Source organism: Micromonospora sp. R311, from assembly GCF_056780015.1.
Window position 1 is genome coordinate 1 of record NZ_JBSWCE010000024.1, and the last position, 15,981, is coordinate 15,981.

Annotated in this window: 15 protein-coding genes; 11 read left to right on the forward strand and 4 right to left on the reverse strand. The window is 74.5% G+C overall.

Annotated features, from left to right (window positions below; translation table 11 throughout):
• Positions 1-233 precede the first annotated feature (233 nt).
• Complete coding sequence (locus AC1WTP_RS20655; RefSeq protein WP_013735272.1) at positions 234-680, reverse strand: SRPBCC family protein; 447 nt, start codon at positions 678-680, stop codon at positions 234-236.
• A gap of 185 nt (positions 681-865) precedes the next feature.
• Between AC1WTP_RS20655 and AC1WTP_RS20660 the strand changes: the two genes are divergently transcribed.
• Genes AC1WTP_RS20660 through gltX form a run of 3 tightly spaced genes read left to right on the forward strand, consistent with a single transcriptional unit; the run spans position 866 to position 4,948 of the window.
• Positions 866-2,215 (forward strand): GH1 family beta-glucosidase, encoded by a 1,350-nt coding sequence (locus AC1WTP_RS20660; protein ID WP_481650905.1) that lies wholly within the window; start codon positions 866-868, stop codon positions 2,213-2,215.
• Positions 2,212-3,489, forward strand: a complete 1,278-nt coding sequence (locus AC1WTP_RS20665; RefSeq protein ID WP_481650906.1) for an MFS transporter — start codon at positions 2,212-2,214, stop codon at positions 3,487-3,489. Before AC1WTP_RS20660 ends, AC1WTP_RS20665 begins: the two co-directional genes overlap by 4 nt.
• A 49-nt stretch (positions 3,490-3,538) precedes the next feature.
• Positions 3,539-4,948: a glutamate--tRNA ligase gene (gene gltX / locus AC1WTP_RS20670; RefSeq protein ID WP_481650907.1), complete on the forward strand. Its 1,410-nt coding sequence runs from the start codon at positions 3,539-3,541 to the stop codon at positions 4,946-4,948.
• Between the two features lie 374 nt (positions 4,949-5,322).
• On the opposite strand, the gene AC1WTP_RS20675 is transcribed toward gltX, so the two are convergent.
• Positions 5,323-5,943 (reverse strand): copper resistance CopC family protein, encoded by a 621-nt coding sequence (locus AC1WTP_RS20675; RefSeq protein ID WP_481650908.1) that lies wholly within the window; start codon positions 5,941-5,943, stop codon positions 5,323-5,325.
• A 247-nt stretch (positions 5,944-6,190) separates the two neighbouring features.
• Between AC1WTP_RS20675 and AC1WTP_RS20680 the strand changes: the two genes are divergently transcribed.
• Positions 6,191-6,841, forward strand: a complete 651-nt coding sequence (locus AC1WTP_RS20680) for a hypothetical protein (RefSeq protein ID WP_481650909.1) — start codon at positions 6,191-6,193, stop codon at positions 6,839-6,841.
• 35 nt (positions 6,842-6,876) lie between these two features.
• Here AC1WTP_RS20680 and AC1WTP_RS20685 read toward each other — a convergent pair whose 3' ends face one another.
• A complete protein-coding gene (locus tag AC1WTP_RS20685; protein WP_481650910.1) occupies positions 6,877-7,803 on the reverse strand; it encodes an NADP-dependent oxidoreductase in 927 nt (308 codons plus the stop codon).
• Between the two features lie 36 nt (positions 7,804-7,839).
• Positions 7,840-8,178, reverse strand: a complete 339-nt coding sequence (locus AC1WTP_RS20690) for a hypothetical protein (protein ID WP_481650911.1) — start codon at positions 8,176-8,178, stop codon at positions 7,840-7,842.
• Between the two features lie 197 nt (positions 8,179-8,375).
• Here AC1WTP_RS20690 and AC1WTP_RS20695 point away from each other — a divergent pair, with 197 nt between their 5' ends.
• The 7 genes from AC1WTP_RS20695 (at position 8,376) to AC1WTP_RS20725 (ending at position 15,973) form a co-directional block, all read left to right on the forward strand.
• Positions 8,376-9,668, forward strand: a complete 1,293-nt coding sequence (locus AC1WTP_RS20695) for a PucR family transcriptional regulator (RefSeq protein ID WP_481650912.1) — start codon at positions 8,376-8,378, stop codon at positions 9,666-9,668.
• Positions 9,669-9,747: 79 nt separating this feature from the next.
• Positions 9,748-10,920: an acyltransferase domain-containing protein gene (locus tag AC1WTP_RS20700; protein ID WP_481650913.1), complete on the forward strand. Its 1,173-nt coding sequence runs from the start codon at positions 9,748-9,750 to the stop codon at positions 10,918-10,920.
• Between the two features lie 58 nt (positions 10,921-10,978).
• Positions 10,979-11,923 (forward strand): beta-ketoacyl-ACP synthase III, encoded by a 945-nt coding sequence (locus AC1WTP_RS20705; protein WP_481650914.1) that lies wholly within the window; start codon positions 10,979-10,981, stop codon positions 11,921-11,923.
• An 84-nt stretch (positions 11,924-12,007) separates the two neighbouring features.
• On the forward strand, positions 12,008-12,247 hold the full coding sequence (locus tag AC1WTP_RS20710) for an acyl carrier protein (RefSeq protein WP_007072348.1): 240 nt from the start codon (positions 12,008-12,010) through the stop codon (positions 12,245-12,247).
• A 2-nt stretch (positions 12,248-12,249) separates the two neighbouring features.
• Positions 12,250-13,476 carry a beta-ketoacyl-ACP synthase II gene (gene fabF / locus AC1WTP_RS20715; RefSeq protein WP_481650915.1) on the forward strand — a complete coding sequence of 409 codons (1,227 nt, stop codon included), beginning with the start codon at positions 12,250-12,252 and terminating at the stop codon, positions 13,474-13,476.
• 22 nt (positions 13,477-13,498) lie between these two features.
• Positions 13,499-14,923, forward strand: a complete 1,425-nt coding sequence (locus AC1WTP_RS20720; protein ID WP_481650916.1) for an acyl-CoA carboxylase subunit beta — start codon at positions 13,499-13,501, stop codon at positions 14,921-14,923.
• 150 nt (positions 14,924-15,073) lie between these two features.
• Positions 15,074-15,973: a helix-turn-helix domain-containing protein gene (locus tag AC1WTP_RS20725; RefSeq protein WP_481650917.1), complete on the forward strand. Its 900-nt coding sequence runs from the start codon at positions 15,074-15,076 to the stop codon at positions 15,971-15,973.
• The last annotated feature ends 8 nt before the right edge of the window (positions 15,974-15,981 follow it).

Below are 15,981 nucleotides of genomic sequence, written 5' to 3' on the forward strand. Positions count from 1 at the left end.
TTGCGTCACAACATGATCCTGGATGCCCTCTCTTCATACCCAGACATCGACCCCTGACATCGGAACTACTCGTCTAGGTCGTACGACGCGAAGGGCCCGGCGCACCCGCGCCGGGCCCTTTCGTCGTCCCGCGACCGGCGTCGGGCGGGAGCGAGCGCGATCCGGCGGTGGTCCGGTGTCCCTGGCGGGGACCCGGGCCACCGCCGTCGCGGGTGGCGCCAGGACGAGCCCGGTCAGCCGACGGCGGCCAGATCGGTCAGCCGGGCGAGCGAGTCCTCCAGGTCGGCGCCGACCCGACGCAGGCCGAGCCGGAGCAGGGCGGCCTTGACCGGACCGGCCGGCCAGCGTACGACGATGAGCCGCACGATCGTCCCGCCCTCCTCCTCGTCGGGAGTGAGCTGGACGTAGATCTCGGTGCGCGCCTCCGCCCGGGCGCCGGCGCCCTTGGCGCGTTCCCGCCAGCCGATCAGGGTCGGCTCCTGGTAGGCGATCACCTCGGCCTCATGCGCCGCGCCACGCCCGGCCTGGACCAGCTGCCGCCGTCCGAATCCCTCTCCCGAGAGCACCTCGGCCGCGCGGACCCCCGCCAGCCAGGCCGGCAGCTGCTCGGCCCGCTGCACGACGTCCCAGACCGCTTCCACCGGCGCCGCCACGTGCGCACTGCGTTCCACGAGGATCATTTCCGTCTTCCTCCAGTGAGGACATCCCACGATATCGGCACTCTATGCGCAAATTCGGACTTACCTGGACGGGTTCGGAAAAGACACGCCGAAAACCATTGCGTCCTGAGCGACGAGCACCTATGGCGTATTCGTCGACCGCGCCCTAAAGTCCCGAACACGTTTCGCGTTCACCGGGAGGGCGCATGCCGACCGCACCGATGCCCGACTTCCCCGCCGGCTTCCGCTGGGGCGTTTCCACCTCGGCCTACCAGATCGAGGGCGGCGTCGGCGCGGACGGCCGCGGGCCGTCCATCTGGGACACCTTCGCGCACTCCCCCGGCCGGATCGTCGACGGCAGCACCGGCGACGTGGCCTGCGACCACTACCACCGGCACGCCGAGGACGTCGAGCTGATGGCGGGGCTCGGCGTCTCCGCGTACCGCTTCTCGCTCGCCTGGCCCCGAATCCAGCCCCGGGGCACCGGCCCGGCCAACCCGGCCGGGCTGGACTTCTACGACCGGCTGGTCGACGACCTGCTGGCCCGGGGCATCGACCCGGTCGCCACCCTGTTCCACTGGGATCTGCCGCAGCCCCTCGAGGACGCCGGCGGCTGGCTCAACCGGGAGACCGCGCACCGCTTCGCCGAGTACGCCGACCTGACCGCCGCCCGGCTCGGCGACCGGGTCCGGCTCTGGATCACCCTCAACGAGCCCTTCGTCCACATGAGCCTCGGCCACGGCATGGGCGTGCACGCGCCCGGGCGGATGCTGCTCTTCGACGCCTTCCCGGTCGCCCACCACCAACTACTCGGCCACGGTCTCGCGGTCGGCGCGCTGTGCGCCCGCACCACCAGCCCGGTCGCCATCGCCAACAACTACTCCCCGGTCCGGGTCGCCGGCGACCGCGACGCCGACCGGGCGGCCGCGGCCGGGTACGAGGCGCTGCACAACCGGCTCTTCACGGATCCGCTGCTGGGCCGGGGCTACCCCGCCGGGCAGGACTTCGACGAGGCCGTGGTGCGCGACGGTGACCTGGCGGTGATCGCCGCGCCGATCGACGTGCTCGGGGTGAACTACTACAACCCGACCGCGGTGCGCGCGCCGGAGGAGGGCTCCCCGCTGCCGTTCGACCTGGTGCCGCTGGAGGGCTACCCGCGGACCGCCTTCGACTGGCCGGTCGCTCCGGACGGGCTGCGCGAGCTGCTCGGCTGGCTGCGGGACACATACCGCGACGACCTGCCGCCGATCGAGATCACCGAGAGCGGCTGTGCGTACGACGACGCCCCGGACGCCACCGGACGGGTGCCCGACCCGGAGCGGATCGCCTACCTCGACGGGCACCTGCGCGCGGTACGGGCCGCCATCGCCGACGGCGTGGACGTCCGCGGCTACTTCGTCTGGTCGCTGCTCGACAACTGGGAGTGGGCCGAGGGCTTCACCAAGCGCTTCGGGCTGGTGCACGTCGACTTCGACACCCAGGTCCGCACCCCGAAGTCCTCGTACGCCTGGTTCCGCGACCTGATCGCGGCCTCCCGCCGGGCGCCGCTGCGGTGACCACCGTCGACCCGACGCCGACCTCGCTGCCGGCGGCGCTCGCCGAGCCGACCGTCCCGGTCCGGCGGGGCTGGATCGCACTGATCTTCGCGGCCAACCTCGGCGTCTGGATGGCCTTCTTCACCCCGATCCAGGTGCTGCTGCCGCAGCAGGTGGAGCGGATCGCGCCGGGCGACAAGGAGGCCGTGCTCGCGCTGGTCACCGGCCTCGGCGCGCTCGCCGCGGTGCTCGCCAACCCGCTCGCCGGCGCGCTGTCCGACCGGACCTGCCTGCGGCTGGCCGGCCGCGAGGTCGGCCGCCGGCACGTCTGGACCGCCGGCGGGGCGCTGCTCGGCGCCGCGGCCCTGGTGCTGCTGGCCCAGCAGCGCACCGTGCTCGGAGTGGCGCTGGGCTGGGTCGCCGCGCAGGTCTGCTTCAACGCGATGCTGGCCAGCCTCACCGCCGCCGTGCCGGACCGGGTGCCGGTCGCCCAGCGCGGCGGGGTCTCCGGGTGGGTGGGCATCCCGCAGGCGCTCGGGCTGGTGCTCGGGGTGGTGCTGGTGACCGCCGTGGTGACCGGCAACGCCGCCGGCTACCTGGCGATCGCCGCGGCGGTGCTGCTGCTGGCGCTGCCGTTCACCCTGGCCACCACCGACGACCCGCTGCCCCGCGCGCACCGCCCGGCGCTGCGCTGGCGCGCCCTGCTCGCCTCGATGTGGGTCTCGCCGCGCCGGTACCCGGACTTCGGCTGGGCCTGGATCACCCGGTTCCTGGTCCAGCTCGGCAACGCCCTCGGCACCCTCTACCTGCTCTACTTCCTCACCGACCAGGTGCGGCTGGCCGACCCCGAGGGCGGCCTGCTGGTGCTGATCCTGCTCTACACGGCCGGGATGGCCGCCACCGCGGTGCTGGCCGGGCGGCTCTCCGACCGCTCCGGGCGGCGGAAGGTCTTCGTGATCGCCTCCGGCGGGATCATGGCGGTCGCCGCGCTGCTGCTCGCCGTCGCGCCGGTCTGGCCGATGGCGGTGGTCGCCGCGCTGCTGCTCGGCGCCGGCTACGGCGTCTACCTGTCGGTGGACGCCGCGCTGATCACCCAGGTGCTGCCCCGGGCCACCGACCGGGCCAAGGACCTCGGGGTGATCAACATCGCCAACTCCGCCCCGCAGGTGCTCGGCCCGGCGCTCTCCGCGCCGCTCGTGGTGCATCTGGGCGGTTATCCGACGCTCTACGCGGTCACCGCGGCGGTCACCGTGCTGGGCAGCGGGCTGGTGTTGAAGATCCGCTCGGTGCCCTGACCCGCACCCCTGGCCGAATCCGGTCGCGCGCCGCCGTAGGCTGGAGGACGTGACGGTACGTGTACGCTTCGCCCCCTCCCCGACCGGTATGTTCCACGTCGGCGGCGCCCGCTCGGCCCTGCAGAACTGGATCTACGCCAAGCAGCAGGGCGGGGTGTTCGTGCTCCGCATCGAGGACACCGACGCGGCGCGGAACAAGCCGGAGTGGACCGAGGGCATCCTCTCCGCGCTGGACTGGATCGGCATCGAGCGCGGCAGCTACGAGGGCCCCTACTTCCAGTCCCAGTACGCCGGCGAGCACCGCGCCGCCGCGGCGCGGCTCCACGAGTCCGGCCGGGCGTACTACTGCGACTGCACGCGGGAGGCGGTGCAGGCCCGCACCGGCTCGCAGTACCAGGGCTACGACGGCTTCTGCCGCGACCGCGGCCTGGGCCCGGGCGAGGGTCGGGCGCTGCGCTTCCGTACGCCGGACGAGGGCGAGACCGTGGTGGTCGACCTGATCCGCGGCGAGCCCACCTTCGAGAACAAGCTGATCGAGGACTTCGTCATCGCCCGCGGCGACGGCTCGCCGGTGTTCCTGCTGGCCAACGTCGTGGACGACATGACGATGGGGATCACCCACGTGATCCGGGCCGAGGAGCACCTGCCGAACACCCCGAAGCAGCAGCTGCTCTGGGACGCCCTCGGGGTCAAGCCACCGACCTGGGCGCACGTGCCGGTGGTGGTCAACGAGAAGCGGCAGAAGCTCTCCAAGCGCCGCGACAAGGTCGCCCTGGAGGCGTACCGGGACGAGGGCTACCTCGCCGCCGCGATGCGCAACTACCTGATGCTGCTCGGCTGGGCGCCCTCCGGCGACCGGGAGATCGTGCCCTGGTCGGTGATCGAGGAGGAGTTCCGGCTGGAGGAGGTCAACCCCTCGCCGGCGTTCTTCGACGAGAAGAAGCTGCGCGCGTTCAACGGGGAGTACATCCGGGCGCTGCCGATCGAGGACTTCGTCGAGGCCTGCCAGCCCTGGCTGACCGGCACCGGCACCATCGCGCCACCGCCGTGGCAGCCGGCGGAGTTCGACGCCGCGGCGTTCGCCGCAGTGGCTCCGCTGGCGCAGACCCGGATCGCGGTGCTCAGCGAGATCGTGCCGAACGTCGACTTCCTCTTCGTCGCCTCGCCGCTGATCGACGAGGCGGCCTGGGCCAAGGCGATGAAGGAGGGTTCGGCGGAGCTGCTGGACGCGGCGATGGCGGCGTTCGGGGCGCTGGAGTCCTGGGACGCCGAGTCGCTCAAGGCCGCCCTGGAGGCGGTCGGCGCGGAGCGCGGGCTCAAGCTCGGCAAGGCGCAGGCCCCGGTCCGGGTCGCGGTCACCGGCCGGACGGTCGGGCTGCCGCTCTTCGAGTCGCTGGAGGTGCTCGGCCGCGAGCGCACCCTCACCCGGCTGCGCGCCGCCCGGGTCCGCCTGGTCTGAGGTCTGTCAGCCACCCGTCGGTGGTCCAACCACCGGCGGGTGGGGCACCCCACCGCGTCCTTTGCTCTGCTTCAACCCACGCAACGCCGGGCCTCGCTGACTGTTGCGCCCGTTGAAGCAGAGCAAAGGACGTGTGGAGGGGGCGGCGAGGGCCGACTTCCAGGGGCCCCGGCGAGGGGCGGCGAGGGCCGCCTCCCAAGGACCCCGGCGAGGGGCGGCGACGGCCGACTTCCAAGCACCCCGGCGGGGCGGCGCCCGCCGCCGGCCACCGCATCGCGCTGTGGCGACGCGCGCCGGCTCCGCCGACGACGGTCGAACGCCGCGCGCCGCGCGCCGCGCGCCGGGCCCGGCCGGCCGCTCGGTTCGGTCCGGTGTCAGCCCCGGGCCGACCGGCGGCGGAGCAGGAGACCCGTGACGAGGGCGGCGAGCAGCACCAGACCGCCGAGCCCCCAGAGCCAACCCCGCGAGTCGGAGTCGTCGCCCCGCCCGGCCGTTGGCACGGCCACCGTCGGGCTGCCGCCGTCCGGCCCGGGCGCGGCTGAACCCGACCCGGCCGACGGCGATGCGGTCGGGACCGACCCCGCCGGGCCGGTGCCGGCCGCCGACGGCGCGGCGGACGGGTCGGCGGGGGTGCCGGTGGTGAGGGTGAACCGCACCTCGCCGGAGACCGGGTGCCCGTCGCTGGAGGCCAGCCGGTAGCCGACGATGTAGAGCCCGGCCCTGCCGGGCTTGAACGGCAGGCCCACCCGGTTGCCGGTGAACGTCGGCGCGCCACCCAGTGCGGCCACGTTGTCCGGGCCGGTGATTGTGATCTTCGTCGTAGCCGGGTCCGGCTTCGCCAGGAACCGCAGTTCGATCCGGGCCGGCGCGGCCGCCACCCGGGCGCCGTCGCGCGGATCGCTGCCGGTCAGCGAGTTGTGCGCGGCTGCCGGCGCCGCCGGCAGCAACGACACGCCGAGCGCCACGCCGAACACCGCTGGCCAGGTACGCGCCACACGTGCGACCCTGCCCCCCATGAGACCCTCCGCAAAGGTACGATCCGCCCGCTGATCAACGGCTGCCGCACGTTAGTCGAGCCGGGATCGCAGATAGTTCCAAATACTGTTCCACCAGCTGCAACCGAGCGACGTTCCGCGGAGTCTCTGAGGTGGGTCCCGGCCTGTGGCCATGGTCACCTCCGTCCACCAACCACGCGCGTGACCTGCAGCAAAGCCATCCATCGAACGGGGCGAGGAGGCGGCGATGGTCCGACGGATGAGGCGACTGGTCGCCAAACTGGTGGGTGGGTTGACGGTGGCGCTGGTCGCGGTGGCCGCCGCGACGCCGGCGACGGCCGCCCCGAAGCCACCGCCCGCCGGGGTGGAGATCACCGGGGACGGGCTGACCGAGCCGCTGCGGTTGCACGCCGACTCCCACCCGCAGCACGTGGTCGCCATCATCGACCAGGTCAACTTCCTCCCCCGCACCGGGCTGGCGACCGCCCCGAAGCCGGCCGACCTCGGTCCGAAGTACACGATCGTGGTGCTCGCCGGCGACACGCCGAAGCAGACGTACGACCTCTACCCGAAGGCCACGGGCGGGCCGCGGGTCTTCCGGCCGGCCAAGCAGCCGGACTCCCGCAAGACCAGCGCGGGCTGGTTCCTCGGCCGGCTTTCCATGTCCGAGACGCTGCGCACGGCCGGGGTGCCGCTGGAGCGCGAGCTCGACACGGTCAGCGGCGGCGTCGGCGGCGGCGAGCGGGTCATCCCCGAGGACGCGCTCAACCCGGCCCGGGACATCGACGAGGCGCTCGGCGAGTTGCAGCGCCTGCTGCTGCTCAACGTCGCGGTGGTGCTGGTGATCACCCTCGGCCTCGCCGGCATCGCGCTGCTGATCCGGCGACGCACCCGCTGAGCCACCGCGCACCCACCGGCCCGGTGCCCGCCGGGTCAGAGTTCCAGCACCACCTTGCCCCGGACGTGGCCGGCCTCCACCAGCCGGTGCGCGTCCGCGGCCTGGGCCAGCGGGAACGTCCGTTCGACGTGGACGGTGAGCCGGCCGGCGTCGACCAGCCCGGCGAGCAGGCTCAGGTCGGCCGTCGACGGCTTGACGAAAAGATAGCCGCCGCCCAGCCGGGTGACGTGTTCCGGATCGGCCGTGGAGACCAGCCGGCCCGGTCGGGCCAGCAGCTGGGCCGAGACGTTCAACGCCTCGCCGCCGAACAGGTCGAGCGCCACGTCCACGCCGTCCGGGGCCACCGCGCGGATCCGGTCGAGCAGCCCGTTGCCGTAGCTGACCGGCTCCGCGCCCAGCGACCGGACGAAGTCGTGGTTGGCCGGGCCCGCGGTGCCGATCACCTTGCCGGCGCCGAGGGCCCGGGCGAGCTGTACGGCCAGATGGCCGACGCCGCCGGCCGCGCCGTGCACCAGCACCGTGTCCCCGCTGGCGGTGCGGACCGACTGGAGGGCCTGGTAGGCGGTGAGCCCGGCGAGCGGCAGCCCGGCGGCCTGCGCCCAGGACGCCAGCACCGGCTTGTCGGCCAGCGTCCGCTCCGGCGCCGGCACCAGTTCGGCGTACGTGCCGTGTTGGACGTCGTCGCGCCGGACGTACCCGATCACCTCGTCGCCCACGGCGAACCCGGTCACCGCGGGGCCCACCGCGGCCACCACACCGGCCGCGTCCCACCCCGGCACCAGCGGGAAGTGGCTGGGGAAGGCGCCGGCCAGGTGCCCCTCGCGCACCTTCCAGTCGACCGGGTTCACCCCGGCGGCGCGCACCCGGACCAGGACCGTGTCCGGGCCGACCGGCGGCTCGGGCAGGTCGCGCACGGCGAGCAGGTCAGCCGGCCCGTACGCGTCGATGGCGATCGCCTTCACGACCACCACGCTAACCGCCGGGCGGCACCCGCGTGGTCAGCACCAGCGGTGCGGCGGCCGCTGCCGGCGGATCGCGCGCCGGGGCGGGCGAACCGGGCCGTGCCGGTGCCCGCCGGCCCAGCCGGGCAGGTCGCTGCGGCAGCCACGCACCTCGGCCGGCTCCAGCTCACCGGGCGGGACCGGCTCGGCGGCGCGCTGCCGGGGGACCGGCGGGTCCTCGTCGGCCCACTCGGGCGGACGGGTCGGCTCGGTCGGCCCGGCCGGCAGCCCGCCGGCCAGTCGGCGGTGGTGCTTGGCCATCGGCTGCTGCTCGTGGTGACCCGGCCGGCAGGGCTCGCCCTGGGCGCAGCCGTGGTCGGCCTCCCCGTGCGCCATCCCGGTCTCCTCACGCTCGCCGTCGCCCGCCGGCCTTGGCCCCGACGTGCCCTGTCACCGTACTGTCCGGGACCGACGCGGTGTGCAGCGCGTACCCGGGTCGGAGCCCGACGAGATCGACATCGGCGCCGCCCGGGTGGGCCGGCCCGCCACCGCCCCAGGGCGGGTGCCGCCGCGACGCCGGCCGGCCGCCCCGCGTGGATGTCCAGGTCAGGGCATGTCAGGCTGGAGCGGTGAGCGAGCCGGCCGGGATTCAGCTGTCAGCCACGCTGCGCCGGATCGAACGCGCGGCGGGGGCGCTGGCCACCGCCAGTGTGGCCCGGATGGACGAGACCCTGCCCTGGTTCCGCGCCCTCCCCGCCGACCAGCGCTCCTGGGTGATGCTGGTGGCCCAGGCCGGCGCCCGCTCGCTGGTGCAGTGGCTGCGCGACGGCGGCGGCACCGCGGACAGCACCCAGGAGGTCTCCGACGAGGTGTTCGCCGCCGCGCCGCAGGCGTTGGCCCGGTCGATCAGCCTCCAGCAGACCGTCGCGCTGATCAAGGTGACCATCGACGTGGTCGAGGAGCAGGTCGCCCACCTGGCCGCGGAGGGCGAGGAGCAGCAGCTGCGCGAGGCGGTGCTGCGCTTCTCCCGCGAGATCGCCTTCGCCGCCGCCCGGGTGTACGCCCGGGCCGCCGAGTCCCGCGGCGCCTGGGACGCCCGGTTGCAGGCGCTGCTGGTGGACGCGCTGCTGCGCGGCGACTCACCGGACGTGCTGGCCAGCCGGGCCGCCGCGCTCGGCTGGTCGGACGCGCCGCCGGTGGCGGTGGCGGTCGGCCGCTCCCCCGGCGGCGAGGTCTCCGCCGTGCTGCACACCGTCTACCGGCAGGCCCGACGGATCGGCGCGGAGGTGATCGGCGGGGTGCACGGCGACCGGCTGGTGATCGTGCTCGGCGGCGTCGCGGACCCGCTCGCCGCCACCGGGAAGCTGCTCAGCGCGTTCGGGGACGGGCCGGTGGTGGTCGGCCCGGCGGTGCCGAGCCTGGACGAGGCCACCGAGTCGGCCCGGGCGGCGCTGGCCGGTTTCCGCGCCGCGCCCGCCTGGCCGACCGCGCCCCGGCCGGTGCCGGCGGGCGACCTGCTGCCGGAACGGGCGCTGGCCGGGGACGCGGAGGCGCGCCGGCGGCTGCGCCACGACGTGTACGCGACGCTGGTGCGCGCCGGGGGCGAGCTGCTGGAGACGCTGGACGCCTTCTTCGCCGCCGGCGGGACGCTGGAGAGCGCGGCCCGGGCCCTCTTCGTGCACCCGAACACGGTGCGCTACCGGTTGCGGCGGATCGCCGAGGTGACCGGCTTCTCGCCGCTCGCGCCGCGGGACGCGTTCGCGCTCCGGGTGGCGCTGACCGTGGGCCGGCTCGACCCAGTGGTCCCGGTGGTCCCAAGCCAGACAATGACCCCAGCCGCCAGTAAAACATCACAGACAGGTGATGATCACCGCCGATCTTTGTAGGATCCCTCCAAAGGTCCTAGTGCGGTTTGGTGGCAGTCGGCACAGCGCTACCCACGCGTATCCGGGAGAGTCTTTAGACGTGCTCGCCGTACTTTCACCCGGCCAGGGTTCCCAGAAACCCGGCTTCCTGACTCCCTGGCTCGACCTGCCCGGCGCCGAGGCCCGCCTGCGCTGGTGGTCGGCGCTGGCCGGGGTCGACCTGGTGCACCTGGGCACCGCCGCCGACGCCGACGAGATCAAGGACACCGCCCGCACCCAGCCGCTGCTGGTCGCGGCGGCGCTGCTCGCCGCCGAGCACCTGCCGATGTACGACGTCACGCTCACCGCCGGGCACAGCGTCGGCGAGCTGGGCGCGGCGGCGCTGGCCGGGGTGCTCCCGGCGGAGGCGGCGATCACCCTGGCCGGGGTGCGGGGCCGCGAGATGGCCGCCGCGTGCGCGCTGGAGCCCACCGGGATGGCCGCGGTGCTGGGCGGCGACCCGGACGAGGTGCTCGCCGCCATCGCCGCGCACGGGCTGCACCCGGCCAACCGCAACGGCGCCGGCCAGATCGTCGCCGCCGGCGCGCTGGACAACCTGGACAAGCTCGCCGCCGAGCCGCCGGCGAAGACCCGGATCATCCGGCTGCAGGTGGCCGGGGCGTTCCACACCCCGTACATGGCGCCGGCCGAGTCGGCGCTGGCCGCGGTGGCCGCCGGGATCACCCCGGCCGACCCGGGCCGGATCCTGCTGTCCAACCTCGACGGCGCCGCGGTCAACCACGGCCGGGAGATGGTGCAGCGACTCGTCCGCCAGGTCACCGCGCCGGTGCGCTGGGACCTGTGCATGCGGACGCTGGCCGACCTCGGGGTGACCGGGGTGCTCGAGCTGCCCCCGGCCGGCACCCTGGCCGGCCTGGTCAAGCGGGAGCTCAAGGGCGCCGGCGCACCGGAGATCGTCACCCTGAACACCCCGGACGACCTGCCCGCCGCCCGGGACCTCATCGCCCGGCACGGCATGTCGCCGAGCCACGAGCCGACCATCTCCTTCCGGGTGGTGGTGGCCCCCTCGGCCGGCACCTTCGAGCCCGCCGAGGGCCTCGCCGAGGGTGAGACGCTCCGCGCCGGCCAGGTCATCGGCCGGGTGGCCACCCGGCAGGGGCCGCTCGAGGTGACCGCCCACGACAGCGGCCTGCTCACCGAGTGGCTCGCCCACCACGACGACCCGGTCGCCCCGGGCCAGCCGCTCGCCCGCATCGGCGGGCAGCACCTGTGAGCGCGAGGAACGAGCCGATTTTGCGAGTCCCGCAGTCGCGAACGAAAGGCAAGCACTGATGGCCGGAAGCCGCATCGTCGCCCTGGGCCACTACCAGCCCTCCCGGGTGGTGACCAACGACGAGATCGCCCAGCTGGTGGAGACCAGCGACGAGTGGATCCGGGACCGGGTCGGGATCGTCACCCGGCGGATCGCCGACGGCGAGACGGTGGCCGACATGGCCGCGGCCGCCGCCGGCAAGGCGCTGGCCAACTCCGGGCTGACCGCCGCCGACATCGACCTGGTCGTGGTGGCCACCTGCACGTCGGTGGACCGCAGCCCGAACGTGGCCTGCCGGGTCGCCGCCAAGCTCGGCATCACCGCGCCCGGGGCGTACGACATCAACACCGCCTGCTCCGGCTTCGCGTACGCGCTGGGCACCGTCGACCACGCGATCCGGGCCGGCGCCAGCCGCAACGCCATCGTCATCGGCGCCGAGAAGCTCTCCGACTTCACCGACTGGACCGACCGCTCCACCTGCATCATCTTCGGCGACGGCGCGGGCGCCGCGGTGGTCACCGCCACCGCCGACGACGAACCGGCCGGGGTCGGCCCGGTGGTCTGGGGCTCGGTGCCGGAGAAGGGCGACGCGGTCCGGATCGAGGGCTGGCGGCCCTACATCGCGCAGGAGGGGCAGTCGGTGTTCCGCTGGGCCACCACCGCGCTCGCCCCGCTGGCCCTGCAGGCCTGCGAGCGCGCCGGGGTGGCGCCCTCGGAGCTGGCCGCGTTCGTGCCGCACCAGGCCAACGCCCGGATCATCGACGGCATCGCCAAGCGGCTGAACATCCCCGACGCGATCATCGCCAAGGACATCGTCGAGTCCGGCAACACGTCCGCGGCGAGCGTGCCGCTGGCCCTGTCCAAGCTGGTCGAGCGGCGCGAGGTGCCCTCCGGCGCCCCGGTGCTGCTGTTCGGCTTCGGCGGCGGCCTGACCTACGCCGGTCAGGTCGTCCGCTGCCCCTGAAGACCCCTCCGGCGCGCCAGCGCCGGAGAGACGGCCGGCGTCGCCGCCCGTCGAGTGAACCCCCGATGAGAGGAACCAACCGCAATGACCCGTGACGAGATCACCGCCGGCCTCGCCGAGATCCTCGAAGAGGTTGCCGGGGTGAACCCGGACGACGTGGCCGAGGGGAAGTCCTTCACCGACGACCTGGACGTCGACTCGCTCTCCATGGTGGAGGTCGTGGTGGCGGCCGAGGAGAAGTTCGGCGTCAAGATCCCGGACAACGAGGTGCAGAACCTGAAGACCGTCGGGGACGCCGTCAGCTACATCGAGGCGCAGTCCTGATCATGAGTCGCCCCGACGTCGTCGTCACCGGGCTCGGCGCGACGACCCCGCTCGGCGGGGACGTCGCGTCGACCTGGGACGCCATGCTCGCCGGCCGCTCCGGGGTGAGTGCGCTCACCCAGGAGTGGGCCGGGCAACTGCCGGTCCGGATCGCCGCCCAGCTGGCGGTGGAGCCCTCCGAGGTGCTGGATCGGGTCAGGCTGCGCCGGCTGGACCGGTCCGAGGCGATCGCCCTCATCGCGGCGCAGCAGGCCTGGGCGGACGCCGGCCTGGCCGACTCCGGGCTGGACCCGGAGCGGCTGGCGGTCAGCGTCGGCTCCGGCATCGGCGGTGCCACCACCCTGCTCGCCCAGGACGACATCCTCGAGTCGTCCGGGCCGCGCCGGGTGTCGCCGCACACCGTGCCGATGCTGATGCCGAACGGCCCGGCCGCCTGGGTCGGGCTGGAACTCGGCGCCAAGGCCGGCGTGCACTCGGTGGCCAGCGCCTGCGCGACCGGCGCCGAGGCGATCGCGCTGGGCCTGGACATCATCCGCGCCGGCCGCGCCGACGTGGTGGTGGCCGGCGGCACCGAGGCGGTCATCCACCCGCTGCCGATCGCCGGGTTCGCCTCGATGCGGGCCATGTCGACCCGCAACGACGAGCCGGAGCGCGCCTCCCGCCCCTGGGACAAGGGCCGGGACGGCTTCGTGCTGGGCGAGGGCGCCGGGGTGGTCGTCCTGGAGCGGGCCGAGCACGCCGCCGCCCGGGGGGCCAGGGTGTACGCCCGCCTCGCCGGCTCCGGCATCACCTCCGACGCGTACGACATCGTGCAGCCGCACGCCGAGGGCGAGGGTGCGATCCGGGCGATCGCGAAGGCCATCGCCGACGCCGGCGTGGCCAAGCGCGACATCGTGCACGTCAACGCCCACGCCACCTCGACGCCGGTCGGCGACATGCTGGAGATCGGCGCGCTGCACCAGGCGCTCGGCGACCACCCGGTGCTGGCCGCGACCAAGTCGATGACCGGCCACCTGCTCGGCGCGGCCGGGGCGCTGGAGTCGATCGCCACCATCCTGGCCATCCGCGACGGTGTCGTTCCTCCGACCATCAACCTCGACGAACCCGACGACGGGCTCACCATGGAGGTGGCCGCACACAAGGCGCGCCACATGGAGATCCCGGCCGCGCTGAACAACGCGTTCGGCTTCGGCGGCCACAACGTGGCTCTCGTCTTCACGCGGGCCTGAGAGCACAGCCTTGGAGGCTCATGTGACCAGCACCGCCGTCAGCGCCGGCACCCCGACAGTGGACCACCGCGACCCCGAGGTCCGGCTGCGGGCGCTCTTCGACGCCGGCTCGCTGCGCCTGGCCTCGCCGCGGGACACCTCCGGCGCGATCTGGGCGCGGGGTGAGATCGACGGTACGCCGGCGATCGCGTTCGCCACCGACGCCACGAGGATGGGCGGCGCGATGGGCAGCGACGGGTGCCGGCACGTCGTCGACGCGATCGACACCGCCGTCCGGGAGCGGGTCCCGGTGCTCGGCCTCTGGCACTCCGGCGGGGCCCGGCTGGCCGAGGGCGTGGTCGCGCTCGACGCGGTCGGTCAGGTCTTCGCCGCGATGGTCCGGGCGTCCGGCCGGGTGCCGCAGATCTCGGTGGTGCTCGGGCCGGCGGCCGGCGGCGCGGCGTACGGGCCGGCGCTGACCGACATCGTGGTGATGAGCGGCGCGGGCCGGATCTTCGTGACCGGTCCCGAGGTGGTCCGCAGCGTCACCGGCGAGCAGGTCGACATGGAGCGCCTCGGCGGCCCAGAGCCGCACGGTCGGCGCTCCGGCGTGGTCCACGTGACCTGCGCCGACGACGAGGAGGCGCTGGCCGAGTCGCGCAAGCTGGCCGCACTGCTGGGCCGCCAGGGCCGGCTCTCCCCCGACGACGTGCCGGCCGGGGGCGAGGAGGGCCACGACCTGGCCGCGAAGATGCCGGCCGAGGCCAACCGGGCGTACGACGTCAAGCCGGTGGTCAAGGCGCTGCTCGACGCCCCCGGCGTGGAGCTGCACGCCAAGTGGGCGCCGAACGTCGTCACCACGCTCGGCCGGTTCGCCGGCCGGACGGTCGGCGTGATCGCCAACAACCCGCTGCGGCTGGGCGGGTGCCTCGACGCGTCCAGCGCCGAGAAGGCGGCCCGGTTCGTGCGGATGTGCGACTCGCTCGGCGTACCGCTGATCGTGCTGGTCGACGTTCCCGGCTACCTGCCCGGCCTGGGTCAGGAGTGGGACGGCGTGGTCCGGCGCGGCGCGAAGCTGCTGCACGCCTTCGCCGAGGCGGTGGTGCCGCGGGTGACCCTGGTGACCCGCAAGGCGTACGGCGGCGCGTACATCGCGATGAACTCGCGCTCGCTCGGCGCGACCGCGGTCTTCGCCTGGCCGAGCGCGGAGGTCGCGGTGATGGGCGCCAGCGCGGCGGTGAACATCCTGCACCGCAAGAGGCTGGCCGCCACCCCGGTCGAGGAGCGGGAGGCGCTGCGCGCCCAGCTGATCGAGGAGCAGATCCGGGTGGCCGGCGGGGTCAACCGCGCGCTGGAGATCGGCGTGGTGGACGACGTGATCAAGCCGGCGGAGACCCGTCGCCGGATCGCCGAGGCGCTCGCCGCGGCCCCGGCCGCCCGGGGCGCGCACGGCAACATCCCGCTGTAGTCATCCGGACGGTCGAGGGGCCCGCGCTCGCCGAGCGCGGGTCCCTCGCGTCGCTCAACCCCGGTTGGGCGGGTGCTGGCGGGCGGTGCGCTCGTTGCCCCGGCGGTAGGTGTTGACTCTCCAGCGGCTGGAGACAGGAGGCTGACCGGCGTGGACGACCGCACCGCACTGTTCACCATCGGGCAGCTCGCCCGCCGGACCGGCCTGTCGGTCCGGACCATCCGCTTCTGGTCCGACCTCGACCTGCTGCCGCCGACCGGCCGCTCGCCGGGCGGCTACCGGCTCTACGACGCGGCCGCCGTGGCCCGGCTGGAGCTGCTGCGCACCCTGCGCGAGCTGGGGATCGGCCTGGACGACGCGCGCCGGATCGTGGACCGGCAGCGCACCGTCCGGGACGTGGCGCAGGCACACGTCCGGGCGCTGGACGCGGAGATCCGGACGTTGCGGCTGCGCCGGGCGGTGCTGCGGTCGGTCACCCGACGTGGCGGTACGACCGAGGAGTTGAGACTCGTGAACGACCTGGCCCGGCTCTCCGCCCGGGAGCGGCAGCAGATCATCGACGACTTCGTGGCCGAGGTGTTCGCCGGCGTCGACGGCCCCGCGGCCGGGCTGGCGCAGGCCATGCGGGCGCTGCCCGCGGACCTGCCCGACGAGCCCACCGACGAGGAGGTGGACGCCTGGCTGGAACTGGCGGAGCTGGTGGCCGACCCGGACTTCCGCCGCCGGGTACGCCAGATGGCGGTGGCCGGGGCGACCGACGTGCCGGTGCCGCCGCCGGAGCCGATGGCGAAGCTCGAGCTGGCGCGCGCGGCGCTGGCCGCCGGGACGGACCCGGCCTCCCCGGAGGGTCGGGCGGTGCTCGACGAGCTGGTGGACCCGACGCTCACCCCGGAGCAGCGCCGGGCGTTGGCCGACGCCATCGCCGCCTTCACCGACCGGCGGGTGGAGCGCTACTGGCAGCTGATCGGGGTGCTCAACCGGCGGCCGCCGTTCGAGCCCGCGGTGCCGGCGGTGGAGTGGCTGGTGGCCGCGCTCCGCGCGGCCGGCTGAGCCGTCGC